General features: G+C 67.6%; 18 protein-coding genes. 8 read left to right on the plus strand and 10 right to left on the minus strand.

Annotated elements, in window-relative coordinates:
* Window positions 1–70: 70 nt before the first annotated feature.
* Window positions 71–745 (plus strand): O-methyltransferase, encoded by a 675-nt coding sequence (locus tag MHY23_RS00665; RefSeq protein ID WP_255713740.1) that lies wholly within the window; start codon window positions 71–73, stop codon window positions 743–745.
* Here MHY23_RS00665 and glgC read toward each other — a convergent pair.
* On the minus strand, window positions 742–1,959 hold the full coding sequence (gene glgC / locus MHY23_RS00670; protein ID WP_239305988.1) for a glucose-1-phosphate adenylyltransferase: 1,218 nt from the start codon (window positions 1,957–1,959) through the stop codon (window positions 742–744). The two genes, MHY23_RS00665 and glgC, sit on opposite strands and share 4 nt — an antisense overlap.
* 67 nt (window positions 1,960–2,026) lie before the next feature.
* On the opposite strand from glgC, the gene glgA reads away from it, so the two are divergent.
* Entirely contained in the window at window positions 2,027–3,184 is a 1,158-nt protein-coding gene (gene glgA, locus MHY23_RS00675) for a glycogen synthase (protein WP_239305989.1), read from the plus strand.
* On the plus strand, window positions 3,181–4,581 hold the full coding sequence (locus MHY23_RS00680) for a GH32 C-terminal domain-containing protein (RefSeq protein WP_239305990.1): 1,401 nt from the start codon (window positions 3,181–3,183) through the stop codon (window positions 4,579–4,581). Before glgA ends, MHY23_RS00680 begins: the two co-directional genes overlap by 4 nt.
* 7 nt (window positions 4,582–4,588) lie before the next feature.
* On the opposite strand, the gene MHY23_RS00685 is transcribed toward MHY23_RS00680, so the two are convergent.
* Genes MHY23_RS00685 through dapE form a run of 7 tightly spaced genes read right to left on the minus strand, consistent with a single transcriptional unit; the run spans window position 4,589 to window position 9,421 of the window.
* Window positions 4,589–5,452 carry an SAM-dependent methyltransferase gene (locus MHY23_RS00685; RefSeq protein ID WP_239305991.1) on the minus strand — a complete coding sequence of 288 codons (864 nt, stop codon included), beginning with the start codon at window positions 5,450–5,452 and terminating at the stop codon, window positions 4,589–4,591.
* Between the two features lie 26 nt (window positions 5,453–5,478).
* Window positions 5,479–5,649 carry a DUF3117 domain-containing protein gene (locus tag MHY23_RS00690; protein ID WP_070475087.1) on the minus strand — a complete coding sequence of 57 codons (171 nt, stop codon included), beginning with the start codon at window positions 5,647–5,649 and terminating at the stop codon, window positions 5,479–5,481.
* A 15-nt stretch (window positions 5,650–5,664) separates the two neighbouring features.
* Window positions 5,665–5,973 (minus strand): cell division protein DivIVA, encoded by a 309-nt coding sequence (locus MHY23_RS00695; protein ID WP_181888176.1) that lies wholly within the window; start codon window positions 5,971–5,973, stop codon window positions 5,665–5,667.
* Window positions 5,974–5,983: 10 nt separating this feature from the next.
* Entirely contained in the window at window positions 5,984–6,700 is a 717-nt protein-coding gene (locus MHY23_RS00700; protein ID WP_239305992.1) for a glucosyl-3-phosphoglycerate synthase, read from the minus strand.
* Window positions 6,697–7,548 (minus strand): dihydropteroate synthase, encoded by an 852-nt coding sequence (gene folP / locus MHY23_RS00705; RefSeq protein ID WP_239305993.1) that lies wholly within the window; start codon window positions 7,546–7,548, stop codon window positions 6,697–6,699. The genes MHY23_RS00700 and folP overlap by 4 nt, the downstream gene beginning before the upstream one ends.
* The gene (locus MHY23_RS00710) at window positions 7,541–8,326 is read right to left on the minus strand and encodes a TIGR00730 family Rossman fold protein (RefSeq protein WP_181888174.1); all 786 of its coding nucleotides are present in this window, start codon (window positions 8,324–8,326) and stop codon (window positions 7,541–7,543) included. Before MHY23_RS00710 ends, folP begins: the two co-directional genes overlap by 8 nt.
* Before the next feature lie 3 nt (window positions 8,327–8,329).
* A complete protein-coding gene (dapE, locus tag MHY23_RS00715) occupies window positions 8,330–9,421 on the minus strand; it encodes a succinyl-diaminopimelate desuccinylase (protein ID WP_239305994.1) in 1,092 nt (363 codons plus the stop codon).
* A 29-nt stretch (window positions 9,422–9,450) separates the two neighbouring features.
* On the opposite strand from dapE, the gene MHY23_RS00720 reads away from it, so the two are divergent.
* The 5 genes from MHY23_RS00720 to MHY23_RS00740 are packed head-to-tail and all read left to right on the plus strand — an operon-like array spanning window position 9,451 to window position 14,709.
* Window positions 9,451–10,383 (plus strand): succinyltransferase, encoded by a 933-nt coding sequence (locus MHY23_RS00720; protein ID WP_239305995.1) that lies wholly within the window; start codon window positions 9,451–9,453, stop codon window positions 10,381–10,383.
* A 58-nt stretch (window positions 10,384–10,441) separates the two neighbouring features.
* A complete protein-coding gene (locus tag MHY23_RS00725) occupies window positions 10,442–11,830 on the plus strand; it encodes an amino acid permease (RefSeq protein ID WP_239305996.1) in 1,389 nt (462 codons plus the stop codon).
* On the plus strand, window positions 11,830–13,194 hold the full coding sequence (locus MHY23_RS00730; RefSeq protein ID WP_239305997.1) for an amino acid permease: 1,365 nt from the start codon (window positions 11,830–11,832) through the stop codon (window positions 13,192–13,194). The genes MHY23_RS00725 and MHY23_RS00730 overlap by 1 nt, the downstream gene beginning before the upstream one ends.
* A gap of 5 nt (window positions 13,195–13,199) precedes the next feature.
* A complete protein-coding gene (gene dapD / locus MHY23_RS00735; RefSeq protein ID WP_239305998.1) occupies window positions 13,200–14,174 on the plus strand; it encodes a 2,3,4,5-tetrahydropyridine-2,6-dicarboxylate N-succinyltransferase in 975 nt (324 codons plus the stop codon).
* Entirely contained in the window at window positions 14,164–14,709 is a 546-nt protein-coding gene (locus MHY23_RS00740) for a GNAT family N-acetyltransferase (protein ID WP_239305999.1), read from the plus strand. The genes dapD and MHY23_RS00740 overlap by 11 nt, the downstream gene beginning before the upstream one ends.
* Here the strand turns inward: MHY23_RS00740 and MHY23_RS00745 are convergent.
* Window positions 14,652–15,740 carry an HNH endonuclease signature motif containing protein gene (locus tag MHY23_RS00745; RefSeq protein WP_239306000.1) on the minus strand — a complete coding sequence of 363 codons (1,089 nt, stop codon included), beginning with the start codon at window positions 15,738–15,740 and terminating at the stop codon, window positions 14,652–14,654. The two genes, MHY23_RS00740 and MHY23_RS00745, sit on opposite strands and share 58 nt — an antisense overlap.
* Window positions 15,741–15,827: 87 nt before the next feature.
* Window positions 15,828–16,391, minus strand: coding sequence for a GtrA family protein (locus MHY23_RS00750; protein WP_239306001.1), 564 nt, complete (start codon window positions 16,389–16,391; stop codon window positions 15,828–15,830).
* Window positions 16,392–16,414: the final 23 nt, after the last annotated feature.

The raw sequence follows: 16,414 nt of genomic DNA on the forward strand, positions 1-16,414 counted from the left end.
CAGTGTTCCAGACCGACCTTTCGGAATCCAGCGCGTCTCCTGTGAGCTCCCTGGACACTTGGGCCCCGCTATGATTGCCGGTGTGAGTGAGACTGCGTTTACCCAACTGAGCACCTACATCGACTCCCGCCGGGACCACCTGCCGGAGGCGGTGGGCGAAGCGCTCGCCCGCGCCCGCGAGGACGCCGAGGAAAACGGCGTGCCGGTTCCCAGCCAGGTCGTGGGCGGTTTGCTGTCCGTGCTGGCGGCGGGCAACGAGGCCTCCCAGGGCGCGGTCGCGGTGACCCCGGCCGCGGGGGTTGCGGGCCTGCACATCCTCGCCGGCCTGCGCGAGAAAGCCACCCTGACCTGCATCGAGCCGGAGGCGGCGCTGCAGGCGGGCGCGAAGGAGGCGTTCCGCGCCGCGGGCTTCGCGCCGTCGCGGGTGCGCTTCCTCACCTCCCGCCCGCTGGACGTGATGGGGCGCCTGGCCACCGGCGCGTACCAGCTCATCTACGCCGACGTCTCCGCCGTGGAGCTGCGCCCGCTCATCGACGCCGCGTGGCCCCTGCTCGCCCCCGGCGGCACGCTCGTCATCGCGGGCTCGCTTCTCGACGGCACCGTGGCCGACCCCACCCGCCGCGACCGCGACACTGAAGCCGCGCGCGAGGCGGACGCTTACGTCGATACGCTTGCGCTCGAAGATGCCGCCCTTGCGCGCCTGCCTCTCGACGGCGGGCTGACGCTTCTGACCAAGCGCCGCTAAATTACCTCGCTCTTGCCCACGCAGACCACGCCGTTGTCGGAGACGGTGAAGCGCTCCCCGTCTCGCTGCGCGTCCACGCCGATGGTTTCGCCGTCGGAGACGTAGACGTTCTTATCCAGGATGCAGTGGCGCACCACTGCGCCCTTGCCCACGCGCACGCCCGGCATCAGCACCGAGCCCTCCACGGTGGCGCCTTCCTCCACGCGCACGTCGGTGGAGAGCACCGAGTTGCGCACCGTCGCACCCGAAATGATGGAGCCGGACGCCACGATGGACTCCTGCGCGATGCCGCCCATGACAAACTTCGCCGGCGGCAGGTTGTCCTCCTCCGTCGCGTGGATGGGCCACGCCTTGTTGTAGAGGTTGAACACCGGGTGCGAGGAAATCAGGTCCATGTGGGCCTCGTAGAACGAGTCCACGGTGCCCACGTCGCGCCAGTAACCGCGGTCGCGCTCGGTCGCGCCCGGGACCTCGTTGCGGGAGAAGTCGTACACGTTCGCCTCGCCCTGGGCCACGAAGTACGGGATGATGTCGCCGCCCATGTCGTGGGCGGAGTCCTCGTTCTGCTCGTCTTCCAGCAGCGCCTGGATCAGCGCCTCGGTGGAAAAGCAGTAATTGCCCATGGACGCGAACGTGGTCTCCGGGTCGTCCGGGGTGCCCGGCGGGTTATCGGGCTTCTCCAGGAACTCGGTGATCGTGCCGTCGTCGTCCGCCTGGATGCAGCCGAACGCGTGCGCCTCCGAGCGCGGCACGCGAATGCCCGCCACGGTGGCGGCCTTGCCCGAGGCGATGTGGTCCTCCACCATCTGCGACGGGTCCATGCGGTAGACGTGGTCCGCGCCGAAGACCAGCACGTAGTCCGGCGCGTCGTCGTAGATCAGGTTCAGCGACTGCACGATCGCGTCCGCCGAGCCCGAGTACCAGCGCTTGCCGCGGCGCTGCTGCGCGGGCACCGAGGCGATGTACTGCTGCGTCGGGCCCGAGACGTTCCACGCGGTGGCCACGTGGCGGTCCAGCGAGTGGGACTTGTACTGGGTCAGCACCGCGATGCGCATGTAGCCCGCGTTGACCAGGTTGGACAGGACGAAATCGATGAGACGGTAGTTGCCGCCGAACGGCACGGCGGGCTTGGCACGGTCAGCGGTCAGCGGAAACAGGCGCTTGCCCTCACCGCCGGCCAGTACGATGGCGAGAACTCGAGGCTGGCTTTTCATGACAGCTAGGCTAATGAGAATTTCAGGTCCCTGCAGGGAATCGCGCGCGTAAGTAGGCTCGGCGGTCATGAAAGTCGGAATGTTCACCCGCGAATACCCGCCGGAGGTCTACGGCGGCGCCGGCGTCCACGTCACCGAGCTGACGCGTTTCATGCGCGACATCGTCGACGTGGACGTGCACTGCATGGGCGCACCCCGCGACGCGGAAGGCGTTTATGTCCACGGCGTCGACCCCGAGCTGGAGAACGCCAACGGGGCGATCAAGACGCTGTCCACCGGCCTGCGCATGGCCGATGCCGCCGCTGGGCTGGACGTGGTGCACTCGCACACCTGGTACGCCGGCCTCGGCGGGCACCTGGCCGGCCAGCTGCACGAAATCCCCCACGTGGTCACCGCCCACTCCCTGGAGCCGGACCGCCCCTGGAAGCGCGAGCAGCTCGGCGGCGGCTACAACGTCTCCTCCTGGTCGGAGAAGAACGCCTTCGAGTACGCCGATGCGGTCATCGCGGTGTCCGCCGGCATGAAGGAGGCAGTCCTGCGGGCCTACCCGCGTATCGACGCTTCTAAAGTCCACACCGTCTTAAACGGCATCGACCCGCAGAAGTGGTACCCCGACTCCGGCACCATCGCCGAGGAGCTGGGCGTGGACCCGGACAAACCCGTCGTGGCCTTCGTCGGGCGCATCACCCGCCAAAAGGGTGTGGCCCACCTGCTCAAGGCCGCCCAAGCCTTCGACGAGGACATCCAGCTCATCCTGTGTGCCGGTGCCCCGGACACCGAGGAGATTGCGGCGGAGACCGAAGGGCTCGTCGACAAGCTCAAAGCTTCTCGCGACGGGGTGTTCTGGATCCAAGAAATGATGCCCGCGGAGAAGGTGCGCGAGGTGTACTCGCTTGCCGACGTGTTCGTGTGCCCGTCCATCTACGAGCCGCTGGGCATTGTGAACCTCGAAGCGATGGCGTGCGAAACCGCCGTGGTAGCCTCGCGCGTCGGCGGCATCCCGGAGGTCGTCGTGGACGGCGAAACCGGCGTGCTGGTGGACTACGATGCCAACGACACCGCAGGCTTCGAAGCCGCCCTGGCCGAGGCCGTCAACGCCGTCGCAGGCGATAGCGAGCGCGCCGCCGCCATGGGTGCGGCCGGGCTCAAGCGGGCCAAAACCGACTTTTCCTGGGCAACCATCGCGCAAGAGACCGTAGAGATTTACAAGGGGCTGAACAGATGACCGTTTACCGTCCGGAACTGCACGTCACCGCCGAGCGCGGCATCCTCGAAGGCCCCGCCGGCATCTACCGCACTGGGGCCGCATCGGAGCGCGTGTGGAACATGTTTTACCAGTACCGCCCCACCCCCGACGCGCCCAGCCGCTGGGGCCACCAGCAAAGCGAAGAAGACGCGTTTAGCTGGGTGGACTGCAACGACGTCATCGTGCCCGTCGGCGGCGAAATCGCCGTGCGCGCCGGCAGCGTCTCCGCCGCCGGCGACGGCGTGGACCTGTACTTCACCTCCGCCACCGCGGCCGGCAACACGATCCAGGTCGCGCACGTGCCGCACGTCGACGAGCTGTGCGCAGACCTCGACGAGGACACCGACCTGGACGTTTCCGCGGCCGCGTCCCGCCTCGGCGCCGTCGTCGAAGACGTCGCCGGCGTGAGCAACTTCCGCTCCCCCTGCGTCGTTCCCGACTGGGACGCCGACACCGACCGCGACGACGCCCACGACGGCTGGCTCATGCTCGCCGTCTCCGGGCCCGAAACCGCGCCGAAGCCGGTCGTGCTCACCTCAGGCGACGGCCGCGACTGGACGCTCGAGGGCATCCTCGAATTCGAGGGCGAGACCGGCTTCGACCTTGATGCCTCCCTGGTCGCCCCGCGCATCGTGCGCCTGCGCGACGAGGTGGACGACCAAATCCGCGACGTGTTGTTTGTCACCCTCGAGCGCGACGGCAAAGACACCGCCGTCTACGCCGTCGGCGAGCTGCGCGGCAGCGTCTTCCGCGTGGACACCCCGTTTACCATCGTCGACCACGGCCACGACTTCACCCGCCCCCGCAACACCACCTACAACCTGGTGGAAACGGCGAAGCTGTACGAGCGCGCCTACCTCTACGGGTTCATGACCAACACCGACCGCGCCGGCGACCCCACCAAAGAGCCCAACTGGGACGCCGAAGGCTGGGCCAACGCGCTGACGCTGCCGCGCCGCGTCACTCTGCAGGGCGGCCGCATCTACCAGGTGCCCGCCCCGGGACTGCCGGACGCCGTGGACAGCACCGACCGCGCTCGCATGTGGGCCGGGCTGTGCGAGGTCGCGCCGGGCTCCTCCGTCGTCGTGGAAGTCCTCGACGGCGACGGCGAGCCGGGCGTGGTGATCACCCACTCCGGCGACCAGATCACCCTCGACCGCCTCGACGGCTCCCCCGCCACCGCCGCGCTCAACGACGAGGACGAGGACAACATCACCGTCATCGTCGACGGCTCCACCATCGAGGTCTACGCCGGCGGCGGCAGCGTGGTCATGTCCTCGCGCGTGTGGCTCGACGGCGGCTGCTCCGGCATCCGCACCCGCGCCCACGACGGCGCGGAAATCCACTCCGAGTGGCGCCGCGGCTACGTGCGCTAAGGCGGTTTTAGGCCTTGCGCATGCGGATCAGCTGCGCGCGAGCGGTGACCCGCATCTGCTCCGGCAGCTCCGCGAGGCGGGCCTGAAGCGTCTCTTTGTCCAAGTGGCGCGCCGACGGGCTCATGCCCACCTGGGCGGCGATGGCGTCGCGCTCCAGCAGCATCGGGAACTCGATGAGCTCGGGCTCCGCCGCGGGGACCAGGTGGCCCTCGGACTGGGCGATGAGGCGCTCGACCTTGCCCTCCTCGACGCCGAGGATGCCCAACGGCTCGCGCAGCTCGTCCAGGTGGCCCTGGTCGGCGACGAGCATGACGGCCTCGCCGCCGTCCACAAGCACGCGCGCGAACTCCGCCGGGTTACGCGGCGCGAACACCACCGATAAAGCGTGCACGGAGCCGGTGCGGGTGGGCAGCTGCTCCCACACGTCCGCCACCACAGCACCCACGCGCGGGTGCGCCTTCGCCAGGTGCTTCGCCGCCGGCACGGACACGTCCAGGCCGACGCCGCGCGCGCCCTCGATCAGGTCCAGGGTGTGCGCCAGGTAGTAGCCGGTGCCGGCGCCGGCCTCCATGATCACCGGGTGTTCGGTGTCGCCGGCGGCGCGCTCCACCACGTCGGCGAGCGCGTCGGAGACGGCCTCCACGAACGGGGCGAAGTGGCCGTTGGACAAAAACGTCTCGCGGGAGTTGACCATCTCCAGCGAGTCACCCTCGTGCCCGATGCCCTTGCCGGCGGCGAGGGTGACATAGCCCTGCTTGGCCACGTCATAAGAATGCCCCGATTCGGAAACGAGACGCGAAAAGTCGTCTTCGCCCCGAAGCGGGGTGAGGTCTGCCGGGTCGGCGAGCACGTCCACAATGTCGTTGAGCATGTGGCGATACTACCGCGTTCGGCGCGTTAGGCTTCTGCGGCCTCCGTGAGCAGTCGGCCGAGCTCGCCGGCCTCCTCCTTGGACAGCTCCACCACGAGGCGGCCGCCGCCGTCGGACGGGATACGCATCACGATCTTGCGGGACTCCTCCACCGCTTCCATCGGGCCACTGCCGGTACGCGGCTTCATTGCTGCCATTCGTCTACGCTCCTTTTACTTCGCGATAGTTGACGTAGGCGATTCTACCTGAGCATCCTGCCTCTCGACGGGCCCAAGGTTGCCGCCGGCCAACTGCTCCAGCAGCGCATCCACCTGATCCATCCGGTAGCCGCGGTGCACCACCTCGAGCTGAATGTCGCCGAAGTTGCCCTCCTCCACGGCGCGACGGTTGGCCTCTTTGACGTCGGCGGTCGGCGGCATCGGCGGCTGCGCCTCGCCGCGGCCGAAGACGGAGGCGAACACGCGCACACCGATGATGCTCAGCAGCGCGAGGATGAGGATTAGCACGATCCAGGAAAGCATGACGGCTAGTTTAACCGGCGACCCAGGCGGGGCGCTCGCGGACCTGGATTTCGCCCACCCCGGCGCGCGCCAGGATCGTGCGGGAGACCACGTCCGCCATCGGCCCGAGCTGCGTCAGCGGGCGGTTGCGGTGCTCGCGGGGGCTCAGCTCCACTTCAGCGATGGAGGCGGGTGTGTGGGCGGAGGCGACGTCGATGAGCAGGCCCGCCTCGACGCCGTAACCTGCGACGAACGGCAGGCGCAGGGCGGTGGAGCGGCGGATGGCGTACTCGCCGGCGAGCGGCTGGCGGATGTGGGCGAGCTGCGGGAACAGGGCGCGCAGGAGCGGTTTGGCGGTCAGTTCGGTGACGCGGCCGCCGGCGCGGGCGCGCTCGTAGGAGGCCTTGACCAGGTGGACGGTGTCGTCGCGCAACGGTTCGGCGAGCGCGTCGACCCACCACGGCTCGAGCGAGGTCACGTCCGCGTCCACGAAGACCACGACGTCGCCGGCGGCCGCCTTCACCCCGCGCCACAGCGCCTCGCCTTTGCCCTCCCACGGCTCGCGGGGGTCCACCTCGCGCCACGGCACCACCCGCGCGCCCGCCTCCGCCGCGAGTGTGGCGGTGGCGTCGGTGGAGTCCGGGTCGATCACCAGCACTTCGTCGGCGTGCGATGCCAGACACTTCTCGACGACCCCCGCCACCGTCGCTTCCTCATTCAACGCAGGAATGACCACGCTGACCCTCACGCGAGCCCCCGAACGGTGTGAAGCGGGGCCATCTCGCCCTGGATGGCGGCGGTCATGCGGATCACATCGAGTGTGGCCTCCACTTCATGCACGCGGAAGGCCGCTACCCCGCGCGCGGCGGCCCAGGCGGTGGCGGCGAGGGTGCCGGGGACGCGCTCGGCGATGTCTGCGCCGTTAAGCCCGCGGTTGAGCGTTTCGCCGACGAAGTCCTTGTTCGACAGCGCCATCAGCACCGGCCAGCCCGTGGCCACCAGCTCGTCCACGCGGCGCAAAAGCTCCAGGCCGTGGTAGGTGTTCTTGCCGAAGTCGTGGGTGGGGTCGATGAAGATGCGCTCCTCCGGCACGCCCAACGACGCCGCCCGCTCGGCCAGCGCGGTGGTCTCGGCGATGACGTCGGCGACCACGTCGTCGTAATGCACCCGGTGCGGGCGGGTGCGGGGCGTGACCCCGCCGGTGTGGGAGCAGACGTAGCCCACCCGGTGCTGTCCGGCGACCTCCACCAGCTCCGGGTCGAAGCCGGCCCAGGTGTCGTTGATCAGGTCCGCGCCGGCTTCGATCGCGGCCTCGGCGACCGGAGCCCGCCACGTGTCCACGCTCAACGTCACGTCCGGGTGGCGCCCGCGCGCGGCGGCGATCAGCGGCACGACGCGGTCGATCTCCTCGGCCACGGACACGTCGTCGCCAGGCCCGGCCTTCACGCCGCCAATGTCGATGATGCTGGCCCCGGCGGACACGGCGCCGTCGATACGCAAAAGTGCTTTCTCGGAGGCGAACGTCGCGCCCTTGTCGTAGAACGAGTCAGGCGTGCGGTTGACAATCGCCATCACTTCGGCGAGCGGCTTACTCATCCTTGAGGCGCTGATCCGTCATCACCTTGTGCTTATCCACGATGTGCGCCACCGCCTCGTCGACGGAGTCGGTGACCAAAAAGAGCTTCTCGTCGCCCGGCGAAATCAGCCCGCGGCCCAGCAGCTGCTCCTCAATCCACGACACCAGGCCCGACCAGAACTCGGTGCCCATCAGCACGATCGGGAAGTTGGTCACCTTGCCGGTTTGCACCATGCAGAGCACCTCGAAGACCTCGTCCATCGTGCCGAAACCGCCCGGCAGCGCAATAAACGCCTGCGAGTACTTCAAAAACATGGTCTTGCGGGCGAAGAAGTAGCGGAAGTTCAGGCCCAGATCCACCCAGTCGTTCAGGCCCTGCTCGAACGGCAGCTCGATGCCCAGGCCCACCGACAGGCCGTCGGCGTTGTGCGCGCCGCGGTTCGGCCCCTCCATCAGCCCAGGCCCGCCGCCGGTGATCACCGCGTAGCCGGCCTCCACGAGCGCCCTGCCCACGTCGTAGGACAGCTGGTACTCCTCCGTGCCCTCCCCCAGGCGCGCCGAACCGAACACCGTGACGGCCTTCGGCATTTCGCTCAGCGCGTCGAAGCCTGCGACGAACTCGCTCTGGATGCGCATCACGCGCCACGGGTCCTCGTGACGCCACTGACTGTCCGCGTGCCCGAACGCCTCAAGCAGGCGCTGGTCGAACGTGGACGCCTGGTGGTCCGAACCGCGCAACGCGATCGGGCCGCGCAACTTCCGGTCGCGCTCCGGGCGGGGAATGTTCAGCGGGGCCATTAACTACTCGCTTTCGTTGACGCTCAAATACGACAGCAGCTGCTCGAAAACCTGCGTGATCTGGTCCGTCGGGCACTGCTCGTCCTTCTTGTGGGCAAAACCAGGGTCGCCGGGGCCGAAGTTGACCGCGGGAACTCCCAGGCTAGAAAAGCGCGCCACGTCCGTCCATCCGAACTTCGCGCGGAATTTCCCGCCCACAGCCTTGACTAGGCCGGCGGCCACGGGGTCGCCCAGGCCGGGAAGGGCGGCCGGGGAGATGTCGTCGTAGGTCAGCGTGAGCCCGTCCTCAAGCGAAAGCGCTTCCTCGAGGTGCGCCTTGGCGTCCTCGACGGAGCGGTCCGGCGCGTAGCGGAAGTTCACGATCAGCCGCGCGTGGTCCGGGATGGTGTTGGTGGCCACGAAACCCTCCAGGCCGACCACGTTGAGGCCCTCGCGGTACTCGCAGCCGTCGATCTCCACCGCGCGCGGTTCGTAGGCGGCGATGCGCGTGAGCACCCCGGCCAGATCGTGCGCCGCGTTGTGGCCCAGCCAGCTGCGGGCGGAGTGGGCGCGGGTGCCTGCCGCGTCCACGAACACACGGATGGAGCCCTGGCAGCCGGCCTCGATGATGCCGCCGGACGGCTCGCCGAGCAGCGCGATGTCGCCCTCGAGCCACTCCGGGTTGTCGCGCTCCAGGTGGTGCAGGCCGTTGTACTCCTGCGCGACCTCCTCGCCCTCGTAGGCGATCACGGTCAGGTCGTGGGCGGATTTGCCCGGCTCGGCCAGGCGCGCGAACGCTGCCAAGTAGCAGGCCATGCCGGATTTCATGTCGACGGACCCGCAGCCGTGCAGGGTGCCGTCGAGAAGCTTGTGCGGGGTGTTGTCCGCGAGCGGGACGGTGTCGATGTGCCCGGCCAAGACCACCCTCGAACCCAGGCCGAAGTTCGTGCGCGCCACCACCGTGTTACCGAAACGCGCAACCTCCGCGTGCTCGAGGCCGCGCAGCGCGTTCTCGACGGCGTCCGCGATCGCCTCCTCGTGGTGCGAGGGCGACTCGATGTCCACGAGCGCCGCGGAAAGTGCAATTGGGTCGGCGAAGAGATCTAAGGAAGTCACACGGCGATCCTACGTTTAGACTCGCAGCCATGTCTCAAGGAGCGCGCGCCGTCGGAATCGCCAACATCGCCATGGACGGCACGGTGCTGGACACCTGGTTCCCGTCGCCGGAGCTATTGCCTATCGACGCCACCTCCGGCACCCACCGCGTCAGCGCCCACGAACTCACCCCGAAGTTTCTGAAACTTATTGGCGCGGACCACGACAGGCTGGTGGAACTCGTGCCGGTGCGCACCGTCATCGCGGACCTGGACGCGCCGCCCATCGACGCGCACGACGTGTTTTTGCGCCTGCACCTCCTGTCGCACCGCATGGTCGAGCCGCTGACGATCAACATGGACGGCGCGCTGGACCTTTTGCAGCCGGTGGTGTGGACCAACAAAGGCCCGTGTTTGGCGGACAACTTCGAAACCGTGCGCACAAACCTCCGGGCGCGCGGGCTGATCCACGTCTACGGCATCGACCGGCTGCCTCGCATGGTCGACTACGTCGTGCCATCCGGGGTGACCATCGCCGAAGCCGAGCGCGTGCGGCTTGGGGCGTATCTGGCCGAGGGGACGTCCGTGATGCGCGAAGGCTACGTCTCCTACAACGCCGGCACGCTGGGGCCGGCGCGGCTGGAGGGGCGTTTGTCGTCGTCTGTGGTGGTCGGCGGCGGGACCGACCTGTCGCTGTCGTCGGCGCTGATGGCGTCAAGGGTGAGCGAGCACGAGCGCGCGCCGATGCGGGTCGGTCGGGACTGCCGGCTGCACCCGTCCGCCGGCGTGATCGGGGTGGATCTGGGCGACCGGTGCGAAATCGGCGTCGGCGTGATGCTCGAGCCGGAAACCATGGTCTTCGACGTGGAGGCCGGCGCGCAGGTGCCCGCGAAGACAATCGCCGGGCGCGACGACCTGCGCATCGAACACGAGCCGTTTTCCACCTCGCCGGTGGTGCGGCGGCGCACTTTAGGCGTCGATTAGCGCAAAAATGCGGAATATAATGCCGTTGGCGCAATAGCTTGCGTTTAAGGTGTTCGACATGTCGACACCAGTTTCCCCCGTCGCGGAATCCACCGCGCTCGCTCGCGGACTGAAGACACGCCACCTGACCATGATGGGCCTCGGCTCCGCCATCGGCGCCGGCCTGTTCCTGGGCACCGGCGTGGGTATCGCAGCCGCCGGGCCGGCCGTGCTGATCGCGTACGTCATCGCCGGATTCATCACCGTCTGCTTCATGCAGATGCTCGCCGAGATGGTCGCCGCGCGCCCGTCCTCCGGCACGTTTTCCACCTACGCCGCCCAAGCATTCGGGCCGTGGGCCGGGTTCACCATCGGCTGGCTGTACTGGTTCATGATGATCATGATCATGGCCGTGGAAATCACCGGCGCCTCCGCCATCGTCGCCGCCTGGTTCGGCATCTCACCATGGATCCCGGCGCTGGTGGCCATCGTGGCGTTTACCGTGGTGAACTTCTCCGCAGTGAAAAACTTCGGCGAGTTCGAGTTCTGGTTCGCCCTGATCAAGGTCGCCGTCATAGTCGCGTTCTTGATCATCGGCGTGGCACTGTGGCTCGGTCTGCTGCCCGCCAGCGGGTTCGTGGGGTTGAGCAACGTCAGCGAGGTCGGCTTCATGCCCAACGGCTGGTCCGGCGTGGCCACCGCGCTGCTGGCCGTGGCGTTCGCGTTCGGCGGCATCGAGCTGGTCACCGTCGCCGCCGCCGAATCCGAAGACCCGCAGGCGGGCGTGCACTCCGCGATCCGCTCCATCATCTGGCGTATCTCCGTGTTCTACATCGGCTCCGTGCTGCTGATCGTGCTGCTGTTGCCTTTCGACGAAATCGGCGAGGCCGACTCCGCCGCCGACTCCCCGTTTACCGCCGTGCTTGAGCTGGCGAACATCCCGGGCGCCGTCGGCATCATGGAAGCCGTCATCGTGGTGGCGTTGCTGTCCGCCTGCAACACCCAGATCTACGGCTCCTCGCGCTTCATGCAGAACCTCGCCGTGCGCGGCGACGCCCCCGCCTCCTTCGCCCGCACCGACGCCCGCGGCGTGCCCATGCGCGCCGTCATCGTCTCCGTCGTCTTCGGGTTCGCCGCCGTAGCCCTGCAGTACTGGAACCCGCCAGGGCTGCTGGCGTTTTTGCTCAACGCGGTCGGCGGCTGCCTGATCGTGCTGTGGATCGTCGTCGCTCTGTCGTTCGTGCGACTGCATCCGAAGCTAGTGGCTACCGGCGAAATCACCGAGGTCCGCATGTGGGCGCCGGCCGTCCTGCCGTGGGTCATGATTGCCCTCGCCGCAGGCGTCATTGCGCTGATGCTGGCTGACGCGGACGGGCGCTTCCAGATGCTCGCGGTCGCCGTCGTCGTCGGCGTCATCGCCATCGCCGGCGCGATCCACCAAAACGTGCACAAGAATAGGGGCGCCTGATGACCGGAGGAACGTCGACAAGCAATAGCGATCTGGGCTCCGGCCTGAAATCGCGTCACCTCACCCTCATGGGGCTCGGCACCGCCGTGGGCGCCGGGCTGTTCCTCGGCGTCGGCGTGGGCATTCGCGCCGCCGGGCCCGCGATCCTCGTCGCGTACGCGATTGCCGGGCTGATCGTCATCGCAGTGATGCGCATGCTCGGCGAAATGGCCGCCGCGCACCCCTCCTCCGGCTCGTTTGCCACCTACGGACGCATGGCGTTCGGCCACTGGGCCGGGTTCCTGCTCGGCTGGATCTACTACTTCCTGCTCATCATGGCGTGCGGCGCCGAACTCACCGGCGCCTCCGCCATGATGGCCGGCTGGTTCGGCGTGCCGCAATGGGTGCCCGGGCTTGTCGTCGTGGTGGTGCTCACCGCCGTGAACCTTGCCCAGGTCAAGGGCTTCGGCGAGTTCGAGTACTGGTTCGCCATGATCAAAATCGCCGTCATCCTGGGCTTCTTGGTCATCGGCGTGCTGCTGTGGGCCGGGGTGCTGCCCGCCAGCGACTTCGTCGGCTTCGAGCACGTGCGCGAATCCGGCTTCGCCCCCAACGGCATCGCCGGCATCGCCGCCGGCCTACTCGCGGTGGCGTTCGCATTCGGCGGCATCGAAGTGGTCACCATCGCCGCCGCCGAATCCGAGAATCCCTCCGACAACGTCAAACGCGCAGTCAACTCGATTATTTGGCGCATCGCGCTGTTCTACATCGGCTCAGTAACCGTGATCATCCTGCTGCTGCCGTACGCCGCCATCGACGGCGCGGACTCCGCCGCCGACTCGCCGTTCACGGCCGTGCTGGAAATGGCCAACATCCCGGGCGCCGCCGCGCTCATGGAGGTCGTGATCGTCCTCGCGCTTCTGTCCGCGTTCAACGCGCAGATCTACGGCACCTCGCGGCTGGGATACCAGCAGGCGCTCGAGGGCGACGCCCCGGCCTGGATGGCGCGCACCAACACCGCCGGCGTGCCGCGCAACTCCGTGCTCATCTCCGTGTTCTTCGCGTTCGTGGCGGTGGGCCTGCAGTGGTGGAACCCACCGGGGATGATCGACTTCATCATGTCCGCCACCGGCGGCTGCCTCATCGTCACCTGGATCATGATCACCCTGAGCTTCATCAAGCTCCACCCGCGCATCCGTTCTTCCGCGGTGCGTGTGCGCGGCGCGTCGTGGGTGCCGTGGGTCACCCTGGCGGCGCTTTTGGGGCTGACGGTGCTCATGCTTTTCGACGATGCTTCGCGCTCCCAAGTCATCAGCGTCACCGTCCTGTCGTTGATCCTGGTCGCCATGTCCTTCCTCACCCGAAACCGGGGTGCCGTAAGGTAATCGGCATGAATTCCCCAACTTCCGCGATTGCGCGCGGCGTCGCCACCATCACCCACGACGGCACCGTGCTTGACGTCTGGTACCCCGCCCCGTTAGTTGATGAGCCGGTTGAGGAAACCGGGACGCGTCGATTGGCAGAGCCCGACGCCCGCTTCGAAGAGCTCGTCGGCCCCGACGAGGCGCGCGGCGTGGCACGCGTAGCCGTGGAAACCGCGATCAAAGACCTAGCCGAGCCAGCCGTGGACACCTACGACGTCTACCTCCGCCTGCACCTGCTTTCGCACCGCCTGATCCGCCCCCACGGTGCCAACATGGACGGTGTGTTCGGTCTGCTGTCCAACGTGGTGTGGACCAACTACGGCCCCTGCGCCGTCTCGGACTTCCAGATGACCCGCGGCCGCCTCGCCGCCAAGGGCCCGGTAGTGGTGTTCTCCGTTGACAAGTTCCCGCGCATGGTCGACTACGTCGTGCCGTCCGGCGTGCGCATCGGCGACGCCGACCGCATCCGCCTGGGCGCCCACCTCGCCGAAGGCACCACCGTCATGCACGAAGGCTTCGTGAACTTCAACGCCGGCACGCTCGGCGCCTCCATGGTTGAGGGCCGCATCTCGGCGGGCGTTGTCGTCGGCGACGGCACCGACATCGGCGGCGGCGCCTCCATCATGGGCACCCTGTCCGGCGGCGGCAAAGAAGTCATCTCCCTCGGCGAGCGCTGCCTCCTTGGCGCGAACGCCGGCGTAGGCATCTCGCTCGGCGACGACTGCATCGTCGAAGCCGGCCTCTACGTCACCGCCGGCACCAAGGTCGTGCTCACCGCGCCGGTTGCCGAAGCTCTGAGCAAGGACGCTGGCGCCACGGTGAAGGCGCTCGAGCTCTCCGGCGCGAACGGTCTGCAGTTCCGCCGCAACTCCGTCACCGGCTCCGTCGAGGCTGTGCCCGCGAAGGGCATCGAGCTCAACGAAGCGCTGCATGCCAACTAACGTGCCCCTTCTCCGGGACACGGAGCTGACGCTGCTCCCCTGGCGCGATGTCGAATCGTTGCTAGGGGTGCGCGCCGACATCATCGCGTCGTGCAACGACCCGGTAATGGTGCGCTGGACCACCGTGCCGCACCCCTACACGCCCGAGCACGCCGACGAATTCCTTGCCGCTGTGCCGGAGGGCGTCGAGCGGTGGGCGTATGTGGTTGACGGCCACTACGCCGGAAGCATCGAGCTGCGCCCCGGCGGTGTGCTTGGCTACAGCACCGCGCCGTGGGCCCGGGGCCGGGGCCTGACTACCCGGGCGTTGCGGCTCGTCGCCGCCCACGCGATTGCCCAAGGTCTGCGCCGGCTGGAACTGCACATCGCCGTGGACAACGCCGCCTCGCGCCGCACGGCCGAGAAAGCAGGCTTCACATACGACGGGCTTCTCCCCGACCCGGTGCGCCTGCGCGGCCACGAGGACACGCTGGCCCGCTACGTGCTCCGCGCTCCAGAGGAACCGGAGCCGAACAGCACCTCCATCGCCCCGTAGGGGTGGTACCTGTTCGCCGCGGGGATCCCGTTGGGTGATACCCACATGGGCCTGCCCTTGACCCGTTTGACGCTGCCGCGGCGGTTCGCGTGCGAGCTGATGTCGTGGTTGACCTGGTTGTGGTAGCGGCACACCGGCACGAGGTTGCGTATGTTCGTCTCGCCGCCTTCGGCCCAGGACTGCATGTGGTGGATCTCACAGGCGTCGGAACCATGGCGGCAGCCCGGCCACGGGCACACCGTCAGCGTCAACCGGGCGAGGTCGCGCTGCTTGTCGTTGGCGTAGCGCTGCGTCTGGTACAGGTTCAGCGCGCCTTCGGTCGGGTGAAACAGCGCTACCTCTGCGAGCTCGGGCTCCGATGCTAGGTATTCGGCGCCGGTGATGGTGGTGCCGTCGGTGAGTCCGAGGATCACGTCGTCTCCGTCGCCGGAGAGGATCTGCACGTGCTGGTCCAGCCCCACCACCACAATCGGGCGGCGAACGGCGAAAGGTAGGCCTCCGCCGCATCCCCGTACTAGATCGAGGAATCTTCGCAGCATCTGCGGCCCCGGCGGCTTGGTCGGGTCGAGGTCCTCGCGCAGGTAGGCCTCGATGTCGGCGGCGTCGTGCTCGTCGGCAGTGATCTGGATCGAGCGCCTGCCATGCACGGACCGTCCAAACCTGACCTGCAGTTTCGGCTTTGTCCGTGCCGGCTTGAGAATCAGCCTGTCGGCCTTGGCTTTCAGCTCGCGGTGGGTGGTGAGCTTTTCCAGCAGCTTGCGGCGCACGCGCCACCGCTCGGCTTCGTTGGGGATCTTCTTTAACCGGTCTTCGATGTAGACCAGCTGGCTCAGCGGGAACGCTTCGGCGGCCTTGCGGGCGAGGCGTTGGTGTTTGGTCCACCGTGTGGGCCCGAAGTAGACCTTGTGGATCGCTTCCCACTTGCTGGCCAGGTTCGGTATCACGCCGGCGGCGATGGCGGCGCGCTTGTCAAAGCCTTCAAGCACGCGGATGGTCGGTTGTGTGTTCAGAAACTCTTGGAATGGTGTCATGGCACACAAGCTATGGTCGCGCAAGCCCCAAATCTAGACCCGGGCGAAAATGTGGATAACTTTTCCTGAGAATTTCACAATCCCCAGCTAGACGGCAGATTTTGGCTTTCCGAAAGTCCAGAATTTGTTGATGATGAAGTTCACCGGCATGGCGATGAACGTCGAGATGGCTTGCGCCCAGTAGGACTTGGTGCGCAGTCCGGAGGAGTCGTCGAAGATGTGGTCCGGCAGCCCGATCGGCGTGGTGGGGTTCATCAAAAGCGTCATGCACGTCAGCGACACGGCGAACGCGAGCGCGCCGGTAGCCAAGAACGGGAAGAAGCCGCGCAGCCAGGTGCGCGCGTGCACCCCGCGGAAAGTCCAGGACCGGTTGAGCTGATAGTTCCAGGTGTTCGCCAGCAGGAACGCGAGCGTGGACAGGACGTGGTACCAGCGAACGTTCCACCGTGTGGCACCGAGTTGCATGACCACGTCGTTGGCGTGAAGGTCAAGGCCGTTTTCCAAGGCCTTGTTGGCCAGGTAGAACACGACGAAGTTCACCAGCACGCCGGAGCCGCCGACGATGCCGAAGCGCAGGAATTGGCGCAGCCCGGCAACGAATCGCACCGCGGTGCTCCCGCCGGCTGGTGCGGCGGCGTGCTCGTGCGTCACGGACAACCTCCTCGTAAAAGTAC

Source organism: Corynebacterium sp. ACRQP, from assembly GCF_022345915.1.
Taxonomy (GTDB): Bacteria; Actinomycetota; Actinomycetes; order Mycobacteriales; family Mycobacteriaceae; genus Corynebacterium; species Corynebacterium lehmanniae.